At 67.2% G+C, this 15741-nt stretch carries 14 protein-coding genes, 5 tRNA genes and 2 other RNA genes; all 21 read left to right on the top strand.

Annotated features, from left to right (window positions below; all coding sequences use genetic code 11):
* Window positions 1-459 (top strand): lipoprotein insertase outer membrane protein LolB (gene lolB / locus EYQ95_RS15880; RefSeq protein ID WP_132328199.1); only part of this gene is annotated, 459 nt, incomplete at its 5' end.
* Window positions 456-1310 (top strand): 4-(cytidine 5'-diphospho)-2-C-methyl-D-erythritol kinase, encoded by an 855-nt coding sequence (ispE, locus tag EYQ95_RS15885; RefSeq protein ID WP_132328200.1) that lies wholly within the window; start codon window positions 456-458, stop codon window positions 1308-1310. The genes lolB and ispE, both read left to right, overlap by 4 nt.
* Window positions 1309-1384, top strand: a tRNA-Gln gene (locus EYQ95_RS15890). Before ispE ends, EYQ95_RS15890 begins: the two co-directional genes overlap by 2 nt.
* A gap of 105 nt (window positions 1385-1489) precedes the next feature.
* Complete coding sequence (locus EYQ95_RS15895; protein WP_132328201.1) at window positions 1490-2449, top strand: ribose-phosphate diphosphokinase; 960 nt, start codon at window positions 1490-1492, stop codon at window positions 2447-2449.
* Window positions 2450-2609: 160 nt separating this feature from the next.
* Window positions 2610-3233 carry a 50S ribosomal protein L25/general stress protein Ctc gene (locus EYQ95_RS15900; RefSeq protein ID WP_132328202.1) on the top strand — a complete coding sequence of 208 codons (624 nt, stop codon included), beginning with the start codon at window positions 2610-2612 and terminating at the stop codon, window positions 3231-3233.
* A gap of 60 nt (window positions 3234-3293) precedes the next feature.
* Window positions 3294-3878, top strand: a complete 585-nt coding sequence (pth, locus tag EYQ95_RS15905; RefSeq protein WP_132328203.1) for an aminoacyl-tRNA hydrolase — start codon at window positions 3294-3296, stop codon at window positions 3876-3878.
* An 81-nt stretch (window positions 3879-3959) separates the two neighbouring features.
* Window positions 3960-5051 carry a redox-regulated ATPase YchF gene (gene ychF / locus EYQ95_RS15910; RefSeq protein ID WP_132328204.1) on the top strand — a complete coding sequence of 364 codons (1092 nt, stop codon included), beginning with the start codon at window positions 3960-3962 and terminating at the stop codon, window positions 5049-5051.
* Window positions 5052-5131: 80 nt separating this feature from the next.
* A tRNA-Tyr gene (locus EYQ95_RS15915) sits at window positions 5132-5217 on the top strand.
* Window positions 5218-5255: 38 nt separating this feature from the next.
* Window positions 5256-5388: non-coding RNA, RtT sRNA (locus tag EYQ95_RS15920), on the top strand.
* 38 nt (window positions 5389-5426) lie between these two features.
* Window positions 5427-5559: non-coding RNA, RtT sRNA (locus tag EYQ95_RS15925), on the top strand.
* Window positions 5560-5647: 88 nt separating this feature from the next.
* Window positions 5648-5721, top strand: a tRNA-Gly gene (locus EYQ95_RS15930).
* Window positions 5722-5759: 38 nt separating this feature from the next.
* Window positions 5760-5835 (top strand) — tRNA-Thr (locus EYQ95_RS15935).
* Between the two features lie 93 nt (window positions 5836-5928).
* Window positions 5929-7119 carry an elongation factor Tu gene (tuf, locus tag EYQ95_RS15940; protein ID WP_132328205.1) on the top strand — a complete coding sequence of 397 codons (1191 nt, stop codon included), beginning with the start codon at window positions 5929-5931 and terminating at the stop codon, window positions 7117-7119.
* A 213-nt stretch (window positions 7120-7332) separates the two neighbouring features.
* Window positions 7333-7408, top strand: a tRNA-Trp gene (locus tag EYQ95_RS15945).
* Window positions 7409-7495: 87 nt separating this feature from the next.
* The gene (secE, locus tag EYQ95_RS15950; RefSeq protein ID WP_132328206.1) at window positions 7496-7876 is read left to right on the top strand and encodes a preprotein translocase subunit SecE; all 381 of its coding nucleotides are present in this window, start codon (window positions 7496-7498) and stop codon (window positions 7874-7876) included.
* Window position 7877: 1 nt separating this feature from the next.
* Window positions 7878-8450: a transcription termination/antitermination protein NusG gene (nusG, locus tag EYQ95_RS15955; RefSeq protein WP_132328207.1), complete on the top strand. Its 573-nt coding sequence runs from the start codon at window positions 7878-7880 to the stop codon at window positions 8448-8450.
* 162 nt (window positions 8451-8612) lie between these two features.
* The gene (gene rplK / locus EYQ95_RS15960) at window positions 8613-9041 is read left to right on the top strand and encodes a 50S ribosomal protein L11 (RefSeq protein ID WP_132328208.1); all 429 of its coding nucleotides are present in this window, start codon (window positions 8613-8615) and stop codon (window positions 9039-9041) included.
* 4 nt (window positions 9042-9045) lie between these two features.
* Window positions 9046-9744 carry a 50S ribosomal protein L1 gene (gene rplA / locus EYQ95_RS15965; protein WP_132328209.1) on the top strand — a complete coding sequence of 233 codons (699 nt, stop codon included), beginning with the start codon at window positions 9046-9048 and terminating at the stop codon, window positions 9742-9744.
* Between the two features lie 323 nt (window positions 9745-10067).
* Window positions 10068-10598 (top strand): 50S ribosomal protein L10, encoded by a 531-nt coding sequence (gene rplJ / locus EYQ95_RS15970; RefSeq protein ID WP_132328210.1) that lies wholly within the window; start codon window positions 10068-10070, stop codon window positions 10596-10598.
* A 57-nt stretch (window positions 10599-10655) separates the two neighbouring features.
* The gene (gene rplL, locus EYQ95_RS15975) at window positions 10656-11024 is read left to right on the top strand and encodes a 50S ribosomal protein L7/L12 (protein WP_132328211.1); all 369 of its coding nucleotides are present in this window, start codon (window positions 10656-10658) and stop codon (window positions 11022-11024) included.
* 496 nt (window positions 11025-11520) lie between these two features.
* Window positions 11521-15672, top strand: a complete 4152-nt coding sequence (gene rpoB, locus EYQ95_RS15980) for a DNA-directed RNA polymerase subunit beta (RefSeq protein WP_132328212.1) — start codon at window positions 11521-11523, stop codon at window positions 15670-15672.
* Window positions 15673-15741 lie beyond the last annotated feature (69 nt).

Below are 15741 nucleotides of genomic sequence, written 5' to 3' on the forward strand. Positions count from 1 at the left end.
GCTTGTCTGTGCGGAAACGTCAGATGCGGATGCCATCGCTTGCAGAGCCGAGGGAGTTATTGGAGGGCTCTCGCGGGCTACGAGGTCGCCCTGACGGCACCGGTCACGCGGCAGAGCTGGCGCCTGTCCGGCGGTCCGCAGGGTGCGCGCCTGGAGGGGCTCGAAGGCGGCCCCCGCTCCGGCCCCGACGCCGCTGCGCTGCTGCAGCAGGCCACCCGCTGGGACATCCCGGTCGCCTCGCTGGGCGACTGGCTGCGGGGGCTGCCGGCGCCCGGCCAGCCCGCGCAGGCCGGCTTCGCGCCGGATGGCCGCCTGGCGCGCCTGGCGCAGGGCGGCTGGACCATCGACTACGCCTGGCCGGCCGACCCCGCCGCGACACTGCCCAGCCGCATCGACGCGCGGCGCGACGCCGCCCGCGTGCGCCTGGTCGTCGACCGCTGGACCGACGGCGCGGAATGACCGGCGGCTGGTCCCGCTGGCCCGCGCCGGCCAAGCTCAACCTCTTCCTGCGCATCACCGGCCGCCGGCCCGACGGCTATCACGAGCTGCAGACCGTCTTCCGCCTGCTGGAGTGGGGGGATCGCATCCACCTGCGCCTGCGCGATGACGGCGCCATCCGCCGCGAAGGCGCGCGCGTGGCGGGCGTCGACGACGAGTCCGACCTGACCGTCCGTGCGGCCAGGTTGCTGCAAACAGACGCCAACGTCTCGAAAGGTATCGACATCCGCATCGAAAAGCGGATTCCGACCGGCGGCGGCTTCGGCGGTGGTTCGTCCGACGCGGCCACGGTGCTGGTCGCCCTCAATCGCCTCTGGGGCCTGAACCGGCCGCTGGCCGGGCTGGCCCGCCTCGGCCTGCGGCTGGGCGCCGACGTGCCGGTCTTCGTGCTCGGCCGCAACGCCTGGGCGGAGGGGGTGGGCGAGCGGCTGGAGCCGGTCGACCTGCCGCCGGCCTGGTACGTCGTCGCCGAGCCCGGCGTGCACAGCGCCACCGGCCCGCTCTTTGCTTCCCCTGATTTGACGCGCGATTCACCGCCCCTGAAAATGGCGGACTTCGTTTCAGGCGCACGGCTCGGTAACGCATTCGAGCCCGTCCTGCGCGCGCGCGAGCCGGCGGTCGACGCCTGCCTCGCCGCGCTGTCGCAGGTGGGCCAGGCGCGTCTCACCGGGACGGGCAGTGGCTGCTTCGTCGAATTCGCCACGCGCGAGTCCGCCGAAGCCGCGCTGCCGGGGCTGCCGGGCGATCTGCGGGTCCGCCTCGTGCGGGGTGCGCAGGTTTCCCCGCTGCACCGCGCGCTCGCAGAGCTGTAGGGGCGTCGCCAAGTGGTTAAGGCACCGGGTTTTGATCCCGGCATTCGTAGGTTCGAATCCTTCCGCCCCTGCCAATGACATTGGGGATTCGGGATTCGGGATTCGGGATTCGCAAGAGCCCGCCCGGTTCCGGTTCCTCGGTTTTTTCGAATCCCGAATCCCGAATCCCCGATCCCGACATGCACAAAGACCGCAACCTCCTCGTCTTCAGCGGAAACGCCAACCGCCCGCTCGCCGAGGCCGTCTGCAAGGAACTCGGCGTGCGCCCCGGCAAGGCGCTGGTCGGCAAGTTCTCCGACGGCGAAGTGCAGGTCGAGATCGAGGAGAACGTGCGGCGGCAGGAGGTCTTCGTCATCCAGCCGACGAACGCCCCCACCGCCGAGAATTTCATGGAGCTGCTGGTGCTGATCGACGCGCTCAAGCGCGCCTCCGTCAGCAGCGTCACCGCCGTGGTGCCGTACTTCGGCTATGCCCGCCAGGATCGCCGCCCGCGCAGCTCGCGCGTGCCGATCACCGCGAAGGTGGCGGCCAAGATGTTCAGCGCGGTCGGCACCGACCGCGTGCTCACGGTCGACCTGCACGCCGACCAGATCCAGGGCTTCTTCGACATCCCGGTCGACAACGTCTACGCCTCGCCGCTGCTGCTGGCCGACATCTGGCGCGCGCACGGCACCGACAACATGGTGGTGGTCAGCCCCGACGTGGGCGGCGTGGTGCGCGCCCGCGCGATCGCCAAGCGCCTGGACGACGCGGACCTCGCGATCATCGACAAGCGCCGCCCGAAGGCGAATGTCGCGACCGTGATGAACATCATCGGCGACGTCGAGGGCAAGACCTGCGTGCTGGTGGACGACATCGTCGACACCGCCGGCACGCTCGGCGCCGCCGCCGGCGCGCTCAAGCAGCGGGGCGCGACCAAGGTCGTCGCCTACTGCACGCACCCCGTGCTGTCGGGCGCGGCGATCGACAACGTCACCAATTCGGCGCTCGACGAGCTCGTCGTCACCGACACCATCCGGCTTTCCGACGCCGCGCGCGCCTGCACCAAGATCCGCCAGCTTTCCGTCGCGGAGCTGCTGGCCGAGACGATCCGCCGCGTGTCCTTCGGCGAGTCGGTGAGTTCGCTTTACGTCGACTGACGTCGACGGGGATTCGGGATTGGAGGTTCGGTGCGGCTGTCGCCGTCGCGAATCCCGAATTCCGAATCCCGAATCCCGTTCCAAACGGCTCACCTGGTCGCGGGTGAGTCATTCCATCGCCGCGAGGCGGTTTCCTCTGCTGTAAGAAGTGAGCAATCCAATGTCCGAACACACCATCCAGGCCACGGCCCGGACCGACGCGGGGAAGGGTGCGAGCCGCCGCCTGCGTCGCTCGGCGGTCGTCCCGGCCATCGTCTACGGCGGCAACGCCGAGCCGAAGTCCATCCAGCTCGACCACGAGAAGACCTGGCTCGCCAGCCAGAACGAGTGGTTCTACGCCTCGATCCTGAACCTGGACATTGACGGCCAGGTCGAGAGCGTGCTGCTGCGTGACATGCAGCGCCACCCGTACAAGCAGCAGATCATGCACCTGGACTTCCAGCGCGTGGACGCCAACCAGACGCTGCGCGCCCGCGTGCCGCTGCACTTCCTGAACCAGGAGAAGTCGCCGGCCGGCAAGTCCGCCGAGGTCGTGGTCACCCACGAGCTCAACGAGGTGGAAGTGAGCTGCCTGCCGAAGAACCTGCCGGAGTTCCTCGAGATCGACCTCGCCGACCTCAAGCAGGGCGACATCGTGCACCTCTCGGACATCAAGCTGCCGGAGGGCGTCGAGATCCCCGAGCTCAAGCTTGGCAAGGAGCACGACGTGGCCATCGTCATCGCCAAGGCCGCCCGCACGTCCGACGAGGACGAGACGCCGGCCGCGGAAGGCGACAAGAAGTAATCGCATCGACGCGACGGGCCGGCCGCTGTGGCCGGCCCGTTCGCGTTTGCGGACCACGCGATGGCAGGCCTGAAACTCATTGTCGGACTGGGCAACCCCGGGCCCGAGCACGCGCGCCAGCGGCACAATGCCGGCTTCTGGTTCGCGGACGCGCTCGCCCGCAGGTACGGCGGCAGCTTCCGCGTCGAGCCCAAGCTCTTCGGCGAGGCCTGCAAGGTCGACATCGCGGGGCAGGGCGTCTGGCTGCTCAAGCCGGCCACGTTCATGAACCTCTCCGGCAAGTCGGTCACCGCCGCGCTGCGGTTCTGGAAGATCGAGCCCGAGGAGGCGCTGCTGGCGCACGACGAGCTCGACCTGCCGCCCGGCACCGCGCGACTGAAGTTCGACGGCGGCCATGGCGGCCAGAACGGCCTGCGCGACACCATCCGGCTGCTGGGGCACGCGAAGTTCCACCGCCTGCGCGTGGGCATCGGCCATCCGGGGCACAGGGACAAGGTCGTCGGCTGGGTGCTGGGCAAGCCTTCGCCAGCGGACGAAGCACTGATCCTGCGCGCCATCGACGACGCCGTCGACGTCATGCCACTGGCCGTGGCCGGCGACGTCAACGAGGCGATGAAGCGGCTGAATACGGCTCGGGATTCGTGATTGGGGATTCGGGATTCGAAAAAGCGTCAGTCCGGCTTTTTCCGAATCCCGAATCCCGAATCCCTAATCCCGGATTTCACCATGGGCATCAAATGCGGCATCGTCGGCCTGCCCAACGTCGGCAAGTCGACCCTCTTCAACGCGCTGACCAAGGCGGGCATCGCCGCGGCCAACTTCCCCTTCTGCACGATCGAGCCGAACGTGGGCGTCGTGCCGGTGCCCGACCCGCGCCTGGGCCAGCTGGCCGAGATCGTCAAGCCGCAGAAGGTGATCCCGACGGCGGTCGAGTTCGTCGACATCGCCGGCCTGGTCGCCGGCGCGGCCTCGGGCGAGGGCCTGGGCAACAAGTTCCTCGCGCACATCCGCGAAGTGGACGCGATCACCCACGTGGTGCGCTGCTTCGACCACCCGGACGTGATCCACGTCGCCGGCCGGGTCGACCCGATCGCCGACATCGAGACCATCGACACCGAGCTCGCGCTGGCCGACCTCGAATCCGTAGACAAGGCCATCCAGCGCGCCGAGCGCTCGGCCAAGTCGGGCGACAAGGACGCCAAGGCCCGCCTGGAGGTGCTCGGCCGCATCCGCAAGGCCCTGGACGACGGCAAGCCGGCCCGTACGGTCGAGCTGTCGGACGACGACCGTGCCCAGGTCCGCGACCTGTTCCTGCTGACCCTCAAGCCGGTCATGTACGTGGCCAACGTGCTGGAGGACGGCTTCGAGAACAATCCGCACCTGGACGCGGTGCGCGCCCGTGCCGCGGCCGAGGGCGCCGAGGTGGTGCCGGTATCGGCTGCCATCGAGGAGGAGCTCAGCCAGCTCGACGACGCCGACCGCGACGCCTTCCTCGCCGACCTGGGCCTGGACGAGCCGGGCCTGAACCGCGTGATCCGCGCCGCCTACAAGCTGCTGGGCCTGCAGACCTACTTCACTGCTGGCGTGAAGGAAGTCCGGGCCTGGACGGTCAAGGCCGGCTCCACGGCCCCGCAGGCCGCAGGCGTGATCCATACCGATTTCGAGAAGGGGTTCATCCGCGCCGAGACGATTTCCTTCGACGACTTCATCAAGTACCGCGGCGAAGCCGGTGCCCGCGACGCCGGCCGCCTGCGCCTGGAAGGCAAGGAGTACCGGGTGGCCGAGGGCGACGTGCTGCATTTCCGCTTCAACGTCTGACCGGCGGTCCGGTTCCGCTCCGGCCGGGTGAACGATGCGTTGACTTGGCCTGAGCGCTCCGCCAGAATTGCGGGCTCTCCGGAGGGATACCCAAGCGGCCAACGGGGGCAGACTGTAAATCTGCTGGCTCACGCCTTCGGTGGTTCGAATCCACCTCCCTCCACCAGTTTCAGGATGTAGAGCAGTAAACCGGCGGAAGTGTGGCCGGGCACGGATCGGAGGTGGATGAGATCCACCGCTGGTTCGGCGATGAGGCGAAGCCTCATCGTGCGCGCCGACAGGCGCGGCCCGCAGGGCCAAGGCGCGTAGCGCCGCAGCCATCCACCTCCCTCCACCAGTTTCAGGATGTAGAGCAGTACACCGGCGGAAGTGTGGCCGGGCACGGATCGGAGGTGGATGAGATCCACCGCTGGTTCGGCGATGAGGCGAAGCCTCATCGTGCGCGCCGACAGGCGCGGCCCGAAGGGCCAGGGCGCGTAGCGCCGCAGCCATCCACCTCCCTCCACCGCCCGATCCGGCTTGCCGGATCGGCAGCAAGAGTTCCAACCGCAGGCCTTACCAACCGGCGGTGCAGTAACCCAAGCAGGTCGTCCGGCGCGGGAGTAGTTCAATGGTAGAACCTCAGCCTTCCAAGCTGATGGTGCGGGTTCGATTCCCGTCTCCCGCTCCATTGACGCCGCGACAGACACCTGCCCGGAAAGAAGTTCCGCTCACGTAGCTCAGTCGGTAGAGCACCTCCTTGGTAAGGAGGAGGTCGCTGGTTCGATTCCAGTCGTGAGCACCACCCCTGCGGGTTCCTCCGCAAAGCCCGGCCATCCCTGGCCGGACTCTTCAAGAAAAGCAGTACTCCCCACACAACGTCAGCGAGACACACGCCATGGCCAAGGGTAAGTTCGAGCGCACCAAGCCCCACGTGAACGTGGGCACGATCGGTCACGTTGACCATGGCAAGACGACGCTGACGGCGGCGCTGACGAAGATTGGCGCCGAGCGTTTCGGTGGCGAGTTCAAGGCGTACGACCAGATCGATGCGGCGCCGGAAGAGAAGGCGCGCGGCATCACGATCTCGACGGCGCACGTGGAGTACGAGAGCCCGACGCGCCACTACGCGCACGTGGACTGCCCGGGCCACGCCGACTACGTGAAGAACATGATCACGGGTGCGGCGCAGATGGACGGTGCGATCCTGGTGTGCTCGGCCGCCGACGGCCCGATGCCGCAGACGCGCGAGCACATCCTGCTGTCGCGCCAGGTGGGCGTGCCGTACATCGTGGTGTTCCTGAACAAGGCCGACATGGTGGACGACCCGGAGCTGCTCGAGCTGGTCGAGATGGAAGTGCGCGAGCTGCTCTCCAAGTACGACTTCCCGGGCGACGACACCCCGATCATCGCCGGTTCGGCGCGTCTTGCGCTGGAGGGCGACCAGTCGCCGATCGGCGTGCCGGCGGTGCTGAAGCTGGTGGAGGCGCTGGACACCTTCATTCCGGAGCCGCAGCGTGCGATCGACAAGCCGTTCCTGATGCCGGTCGAGGACGTGTTCTCGATCTCCGGCCGCGGCACGGTGGTCACCGGCCGTATCGAGCGCGGCGTGATCAAGGTGGGCGACGAAATCGAGATCGTGGGCATCCGCCCCACGCAGAAGACGGTCGTCACGGGCGTGGAGATGTTCCGCAAGCTGCTGGACCAGGGCCAGGCGGGCGACAACGCGGGCCTGCTGCTGCGCGGCACCAAGCGTGACGAGGTCGAGCGCGGCCAGGTGCTGGCCAAGCCGGGCACGATCACCCCGCACACCGAGTTCGAGGCCGAGGTGTACGTGCTGTCGAAGGAAGAGGGCGGCCGTCACACCCCGTTCTTCAAGGGCTACCGTCCGCAGTTCTACTTCCGCACGACCGACATCACCGGTTCGATCACCCTGCCTGAGGGCGTGGAGATGGTCATGCCGGGCGACAACATCAAGATGACGGTGCAGCTGATCAACCCGGTGGCGATGGACGAGGGCCTGCGCTTCGCGATCCGCGAAGGCGGCCGCACCGTCGGCGCCGGCGTGGTGGCGAAGATCATCAAGTGACGATCTGACAAAGCCGTGCGCGCCAGCGGCGCGCACGGGTCAGATCGTCATCCCCGCGAAAGCGGGGATCCAGGGGCCTTGATCCTGCTGTCGCTTCACCGATCAGGTCCCGCACCAACCCGAAGCCGGCGCCAGCCGGCTTCAGGGCGCTAGGGAAACCGGCAGGGCGGCGCAGGCCGCCGTTGCCTTTTCGGGAAGCGCCCACAGAGACATACGCCAGTAGCTCAATTGGCAGAGCAGCGGTCTCCAAAACCGCAGGTTGGGGGTTCGAGTCCCTCCTGGCGTGCCACTTCGACGGTCAGCGGGAACCGGCCGTCCACCGAAACACATCGAAGTCCGTGCGGGATGCGGGGCTTTTGCGAGGGACTCGCGACACGTGAGCACCAAGGTCGAACAAGCACGCGGCCCGTCCGGCGCCGGGGAAGTCGTCAAGTACGTCGTGGCGCTGCTGCTGGTGGCGGCGGGCGTGTTCGGCTTCTACTGGTTCGAGGACTGGGCGACCGCGCTGCGGGCCCTGCTGGTGGTCGCGGGCGTCGTCGCCGGCGCCGCCGTCTTCGCGACTTCCGCGAAGGGTGCGCAGACCCGGGAGTTCCTGTCCGAGTCGCGCTTCGAGCTGCGCAAGGTGGTCTGGCCGACGCGGCAGGAAGCCTTGCGCACGACATGGGTGGTGATGGTGGCGGTTGTCGTCATCAGCCTGCTGCTGGCCGGATTCGATGCGGTCATCCAGTGGGTGATCAAGCTGCTGCTGGGACGTTGATATGACCGAAGTGAACAAGCGCTGGTTCGTCGTGCACGCCTACTCGGGCTTCGAGAAGTCCGTGGCCCAGGCGCTGCGCGACCGCATCGCGCGCGAGGGCATGGAAGAGAAGTTCGGCGACGTGCTGGTGCCGACCGAGGAAGTCGTGGAGATGCGCTCCGGCCAGAAGCGCCGTTCCGAGCGCAAGTTCTTCCCGGGCTACGTGCTCGTGCAGATCGCCGTCAACGACGACAACGGCATCCCGCGCATCGACAGCGAGTGCTGGCATCTCATCAAGGAGACGCCGAAGGTGATGGGCTTCATCGGCGGCACCGCCGATCGCCCGCTGCCCATCTCCGACCGCGAGGCCGACCAGATCCTGCAGCGCGTCCAGGAAGGCGTCGAGAAGCCGCGTCCGAAGGTGCTGTTCGAGCCGGGCGAGATGGTCCGCGTGGTGGACGGCCCCTTCAACGACTTCAATGGCGTCGTGGAAGAGATCAACTACGAGAAGAGCCGCCTGCGCGTGGCGGTGCTGATTTTCGGTCGTTCCACGCCGGTCGAGCTCGAGTTCGGCCAGGTCGAAAAAGCCAAATAAGCATTACCCGAACCTTCGGTTCGGATAATTGCCGCTGTTCATCCGGCCGTTCGGCCGGATAACACCGGCGGGGCGAAAGCGGCGTAGCCGCCTTCGCGATTTCAACCAAGAGGAGGAGTCACCGGCGCAAGCCGCTGACGTTCGAACTCCAGGAGAAAGATCGTGGCAAAGAAGGTTGTCGGTTACATCAAGCTGCAGGTGAAGGCCGGTCAGGCCAACCCCTCGCCGCCGGTCGGTCCTGCGCTGGGTCAGCGCGGCCTGAACATCATGGAGTTCTGCAAGGCGTTCAACGCCGCGACCTCCAAGCTCGAGCCGGGTCTGCCGACCCCGGTCATCATCACGGCCTACTCGGACCGTACGTTCACCTTCGTCACCAAGTCGACCCCGGCTTCGGTGCTGCTGAAGAAGGCTGCGGGCATCCAGTCGGGCTCCAAGCGTCCGAACACCGAGAAGGTGGGCAAGGTCACCCGCGCCCAGCTCGAGGAGATCGCCAAGCAGAAGGAAGCCGACCTCACGGCGGCGGATCTCGAAGCGGCAGTGAAGACCATCGCGGGCTCGGCCCGTTCGATGGGTCTCGTGGTGGAGGGCTAAGAACATGGCAATGAACAAGCGCCAGAAGGCGATCAAGGCCGCCGTCGTCCCGGGCAAGGCCTATCCGATCGAAGAGGCCATCCAGATCCTCAAGACGTCGACCAAAGCCAAGTTCGTCGAGTCCATCGACGTCGCGGTGCGCCTGGGCGTCGATGCCAAGAAGTCGGACCAGCAGGTGCGCGGCTCGACCGTGCTGCCGGCCGGTACCGGCAAGACGGTCCGCGTCGCCGTGTTCGCGCCGGCCGGTGCGAAGGCCGACGAGGCCCTCGCCGCCGGTGCCGACGCGGTCGGCATGGACGACCTGGCCGAGCGCATGCAGGGCGGCGAGCTGAACTACGACGTCGTCATCGCGACGCCGGACGCGATGCGCGTGGTCGGCAAGCTCGGTACCGTCCTCGGCCCGCGCGGCCTGATGCCGAACCCGAAGGTCGGCACCGTCTCGGCCAACCCGGCTGAAGCGGTCAAGAACGCCAAGGGCGGCCAGGTCCGTTACCGCACGGACAAGGCGGGTATCATCCACTGCACGATCGGCAAGGCCGATTTCGACGCCGACAAGCTCAAGGACAACCTGCAGGCGCTGCTGCTTGACCTGATCAAGGCCAAGCCGGCGACCTCGAAGGGCCAGTACCTGCAGAAGATCGCGATCAGCTCGACCATGGGTCCGGGCGTGATCGTCGACCAGGCCTCGCTGGCGCTGAAGTAAGTGTTGAAAGGCCGGTGGCGCATGCCGCCGGCCGACTCTTTTGAAGGCGCGGCCGCTCATGCGGCCGTGACCGTCAAAGACCGCAGGTGCGGTCTGCGCCGACCGGCGACGGGCAACGGAAGCTCACACGGCAAGGGAATCGCCGTCGGTCGAAGCGGGGCCGCTTAATCCATCCAGCCTGCGTAGATGGTGCCCTTCTGGAAATTCGTTTCTGGACGGCCACCACCGGGAAGCCCCTTGGAGGTTTCCCCGGTGCCATGGACAGGCGCCGCCCCGTCCCGCGACGGCACATGCCGGGCGCGGAGTTCAATTGGAGGAGTGCAATGGCTCTCAATCTGTCCCAGAAGCAGGAAGTCGTCGCGGAGCTGGCGGAAATCGCCGGCAAGGCGCACTCCCTGGTCGCGGCCGAGTACGCGGGCACCACGGTCAGTCAGATGACCGAGATGCGCAAGAAGGCTCGCGAAACGGGTGTGTACCTCAAGGTCGTCAAGAACACGCTCGCCTCGCGCGCCGTCGAAGGCACCGAGTTCGAGTGCGTCAAGGACGCCCTGACCGGTCCGCTGCTGTACGCGTTCTCGCTCGAGGAGCCCGGCGCCGCCGGCCGCCTGATCAAGGACGCCGCCAAGGGCAACGACAAGCTCAAGGCGAAGGTCGTTTCGGTCGAAGGCAAGCTGCTGCCGGCCGCCCACGTGGACGTGCTGGCCTCGCTGCCGACCCGCGAGCAGGCGCTCGCGATGCTGGCCCGCGTGCTGTCCGAGCCGGCCGCGATGTTCGCCCGCGCCGTCAAGGCCGTGGCCGACCAGCAGGGTGGTGGCGAAGCCGCGCCGGCGGAAGCCGCCGCGGAAACCGCCTGATCGTCGACGTTCTTTCCTGAATCCGCTTTAGAAACCAATTTCCAGAGGTAAATCGAAATGTCCCTGTCCAACGAGCAGATCGTCGACGCCATCGCCGCCAAGTCGCTGATGGAAGTGATGGACCTGGTGAAGGCCATCGAGGAGAAGTTCGGCGTCTCCGCCGCCGCTCCGGTCATGGCCGCCGGCCCGGCCGCCGCTGCCGCTCCGGTCGAGGAGCAGACCGAGTTCAACGTCATCCTGAAGTCGGCTGGCGACAAGAAGGTCGAGGTCATCAAGGCCGTCCGCGCCATCACCGGCCTGGGCCTGAAGGAAGCCAAGGACCTCACCGAGGCCGGCGGCACCGTGAAGGAAGGCGTGTCGAAGGAAGACGCCGAGAAGATGAAGAAGGACCTGGAAGCCGCCGGCGCGACCGTCGAGGTCAAGTAACGTATCGGCGCGGCTGCGCTCGCCGCAGCCGCCTTTGCCGATACGTCATCCCCGCGAAAGCGGGGATCCAGTGACCCTTCTTTTGCATCTGCTTCAGAAGGGCCACCGGAACCGGCGTCACCCGGCTCCACCTCCAGGAACCGACGTTGCACCCAACGAAAGTCACTGGATTCCCGCTCCGGCGGGAATGACGATTCACCCAAAGCCGAGGCTCACCCCCTCGGCCTTTGGCGTTTTTGAGCTCCACCCCGTTCAGGCAGCACCGGATCGGCCCCGTCCGATCCTCGCAGCACCGAAACCCAACCCGAGTTGGTAGTTGGAAGCAGCAGCAGAAGGCGTGCGCGTGCCGGCAATACGCGCGGCTTCCAACTGACAGTTCATCGCATTCGGGATGAGGGATTCGGGATTGCGGATTCGCGCAGACATCGTCCGGCCGCTTCGGCCGTAGCGAATCCCCAATCCCGAATCCCGAATCCCGGCTCCACAGAGGCAGCCCATGACGACGTACTCGTTCACCGAGAAAAAGCGCATCCGCAAGGATTTCGGCAAGCGCCGCGCCATCCTCGAAGTGCCCTTCCTGCTCGCCATCCAGGTCGACTCCTACCGGGAGTTCCTGCAGGAGAACATCGACCCCGCCAAGCGCGAGGACAAGGGCCTGCATGCCGCCCTGAAATCCGTGTTCCCCATCGTCAGCTACAGCGGCAATGCCGCGCTCGAGTACGTCGGCTACAAGCTCGGCGAGCCGGCCTTCGACGAGCGCGAGTGCCGCACGCGCGGCATGAGCTACGGCGCGCCGCTCCGCGTCACGGTCCGCCTGGTGATCTACGACCGCGAGTCGTCGACCAAGGCGATCAAGTACGTGAAGGAGCAGGAGGTCTACATGGGCGAGATCCCGCTCATGACCGAGAACGGCACCTTCATCGTCAACGGCACCGAGCGCGTCATCGTCTCCCAGCTGCATCGCTCGCCGGGCGTGTTCTTCGACCACGACCGCGGCAAGACGCACAGCTCGGGCAAGCTGCTGTACTCCGCGCGCATCATTCCCTACCGCGGCTCCTGGCTGGACTTCGAGTTCGACCCGAAGGACGCGGTCTTCTGCCGCATCGACCGTCGCCGCAAGCTGCCGGTGACGATCCTGCTTCGCGCGCTGGGCTACAGCAACGAGGAGATGCTGCGGCACTTCTTCGACATCAACACCTTCCACGTGCTGCCCGAGGGCGTGGAGTGGGAGCTCGTGCCCGAGCGCCTGCGTGGCGAGACGCTGGACTTCGACCTGGCCGACGGTGACAAGGTCATCGTCGAGGCCGGCCGCCGCGTGACCGCGCGCCACGTCCGCCAGCTCGAGCAGGCCGGCATCGCCGCGCTCGCCGTGCCGGACAGCTACGTCGTCGGCCGCATCCTCGCGCACGACGTCGTCGACCCGAAGACCGGCGAGCTGCTGGCCAGTGCCAACGAGGAGCTCAACGAGGGCCACCTCGAGGCCTTCCGCAAGGCCGGCATCGCGCAGGTCGGCACGCTGTGGGTGAACGACCTCGACCGCGGCCCGTACATCTCCAACACCCTGCGCATCGATCCGACCAAGACCCAGCTCGAGGCGCTGGTCGAGATCTACCGCATGATGCGCCCCGGCGAGCCGCCGACGAAGGACGCCGCGCAGAACCTGTTCCACAACCTGTTCTTCACCTTCGAGCGCTACGACCTCTCGGCGGTCGGCCGCATGAAGTTCAACCGTCGCCTGGGCCGCAAGGAAACCGAGGGCGCGGCGGTGCTGTACGACGCGAAGTATTTCGCCGACATGAAGGGCGACGAGCCCGCGCGCCTGCGCAACACCTTCGGTGACTCGTCCGACATCCTCGACGTCATCCGCGTGCTCACCGAGATCCGCAATGGTCGCGGCGTCGTCGACGACATCGACCACCTCGGCAACCGCCGCGTGCGTTCGGTCGGCGAGATGGCCGAGAACACCTTCCGCGTGGGCCTGGTGCGCGTGGAGCGTGCGGTCAAGGAGCGCCTGTCGATGGCGGAGTCCGAAGGCCTCACGCCGCAGGAGCTCATCAACGCCAAGCCGGTGGCCGCCGCGATCAAGGAGTTCTTCGGCTCCTCGCAGCTGTCGCAGTTCATGGACCAGAACAACCCGCTGTCGGAAGTCACGCACAAGCGCCGCGTCTCGGCCCTCGGCCCGGGCGGCCTGACCCGCGAGCGCGCCGGCTTCGAGGTGCGCGACGTGCATCCGACGCACTACGGCCGCGTCTGCACCATCGAGACGCCGGAAGGCCCGAACATCGGTCTGATCAACTCGCTCGCCGTGTTCGCGCGCACCAACCGCTACGGCTTCCTGGAGACGCCGTACCGCCGCGTCGTGGACGGCCGCGTGACGGATGAGATCGAGTTCCTCTCGGCCATCGAGGAGAACGAGTACGTCATCGCGCAGGCGAATGCGCCGCAGGACGAGAACGGCGTGATGACCGCGCAGTTCGTGGCCTGCCGTTACCAGGGCGAGTCGCTGCTCAAGCCGCCGAGCGAGGTCCACTTCATGGACGTCTCGCCGATGCAGACCGTGTCGGTGGCCGCCGCGCTCGTGCCGTTCCTGGAGCACGACGACGCCAACCGCGCGCTCATGGGCGCGAACATGCAGCGCCAGGCGGTGCCGACGCTGCGCGCGCAGAAGCCGCTGGTCGGCACGGGCATCGAGCGCGCCGTGGCGCGCGACTCGGGTGTCACGGTCAACGCGCGCCGCGGTGGCGTGATCGAGGCCATTGATGCCGCGCGCATCGTGGTCAAGGTCAACGAGGACGAGGTCAACGAAGGCCTGGACGCCGGCGTGGACATCTACAACCTCATCAAGTACACGCGCTCCAACCAGAACACCTGCATCAACCAGCGCCCGCTGGTGAAGGTCGGTGACCGCGTCGAGCGCGGCGACGTGCTGGCCGACGGCCCGTCGACCGACATCGGCGAGCTCGCGCTCGGCCAGAACATGCTGGTCGCGTTCATGCCGTGGAACGGCTACAACTTCGAGGACTCGATCCTGCTCTCCGAGCGCGTGGTCGAGGAGGATCGCTACACGACGATCCACATCGAGGAGCTGACCTGCGTCGCGCGCGACACCAAGCTCGGGCCGGAGGAGATCTCGGCCGACATCCCGAACGTGTCGGAGCAGGCGCTCGGCCGCCTCGACGAGTCGGGCGTGGTGTACATCGGCGCCGAGGTCCGCGCCGGCGACATCCTGGTCGGCAAGGTCACGCCCAAGGGCGAGAGCCAGCTGACGCCGGAAGAGAAGCTGCTGCGCGCGATCTTCGGCGAGAAGGCGTCCGACGTGAAGGACAGCTCGCTGCGCGTGCCGCCGGGCATGGACGGCACCGTCATCGACGTGCAGGTCTTCACCCGCGACGGCATCGAGAAGGACAAGCGTGCGCGCCAGATCGAGGAAAACGAGATCCGCCGCGTCAAGAAGGACTTCGACGACCAGTTCCGCATCCTCGAGGCGGCGATCTACGACCGCCTGCGCTCGCAGCTGATCGGCAAGGTCGCCAACGGCGGCGCCGGCCTGAAGAAGGGCGACACCGTCACCTCGCTGGTGCTCGACAGCCTGTCCAAGAAGGACTGGTTCACCCTGCGCATGAAGGACGAGGAGGCCGTGGAGGCCATCGAGCGCGCGCAGAAGCAGATCGAGGAGTACCAGAAGGAGTTCGAGCGCCGCTTCGCCGACAAGCGCGCGAAGATCACCCAGGGCGACGATCTGGCTCCGGGCGTGCTCAAGATGGTCAAGGTGTTCCTGGCCGTTAAGCGCCGCATCCAGCCGGGCGACAAGATGGCCGGCCGCCACGGCAACAAGGGCGTGGTGTCGACGATCGTTCCGGTCGAGGACATGCCGTACACGACCGACGGCCAGACGGTCGACATCGTGCTCAACCCGCTGGGCGTGCCGAGCCGAATGAACATCGGCCAGATCCTCGAGGTGCACCTGGGCTGGGCCGCGAAGGGCCTGGGCAAGAAGATCGACCGCATGCTGCAGGCGCAGGCCGCGGTGACCGAGCTTCGCGCGTTCCTCAACGAGATCTACAACCACGACACCTCGGTCGTGGGCGAGCGTGTGGACCTGTCGCAGTTCACCGACCAGGAGCTGATCACGCTGGCGAAGAACCTCACCGACGGCGTGCCGATGGCGACCCCGGTGTTCGACGGCGCGGCGGAAACCGAGATCAAGCGCATGCTCGAGCTCGCGGACCTGCCGACCAGCGGCCAGACCATCCTGCACGACGGCCGCACGGGCGAAGCGTTCGAGCGCCCGGTGACGATCGGCTACATGCACATGCTGAAGCTGAATCACCTGGTCGACGACAAGATGCACGCGCGTTCGACCGGCCCGTACTCGCTCGTCACCCAGCAGCCGCTGGGCGGCAAGGCGCAGTTCGGCGGCCAGCGCTTCGGCGAGATGGAAGTCTGGGCGCTGGAAGCCTACGGCGCGGCCTACACCCTGCAGGAAATGCTGACGGTGAAGTCCGACGACGTGCAGGGCCGCAACCAGATGTACAAGAACATCGTCGACGGCGACTACGACATGGTCGCGGGCATGCCGGAGTCCTTCAACGTCCTCGTGAGGGAAATCCGCTCGCTGGCGATCAACATGGAGCTGGAGGAAGGCTGACGGGATTCGGGATTCGGGACTCGGGATTCGCAAAGGCGCCACGCCGCGATCCCGACGCCCCGAACCTGC

Source organism: Lysobacter sp. N42 (assembly GCF_004344885.1).